Genomic DNA, 237 nt, shown 5'->3' on the forward strand with positions numbered 1-237 from the left:
AGGCTCGGACCGCTCTGGCGCCATATGAAGGCATACAGCAAGGCGAACAGTTTTTCTAAGAAAATCAACTGGACGCTCAAGGTCAGCTGCATGCGCTTGGACGCGGCGTTCCACAACAGCGCCGCCAGCAACGAACCGAAAATCGCGCAGCCCAGGCTGAACAGCCAGAACAGGCTCCCGCGCTCAAGCGGCGCATCCACCTGCAACTGGGCGGGCTGCCAGAGTGCCAGCGCCGCC

General features: G+C 62.0%; 1 pseudogene. It reads right to left on the minus strand.

The features are described from left to right. Positions 1–237: pseudogene (locus M2D63_RS26095) on the minus strand (EamA/RhaT family transporter); the annotation flags it as partial.

The organism is Pseudomonas sp. BJa5, assembly GCF_030272875.2.
Lineage (GTDB): Bacteria > Pseudomonadota > Gammaproteobacteria > Pseudomonadales > Pseudomonadaceae > Aquipseudomonas.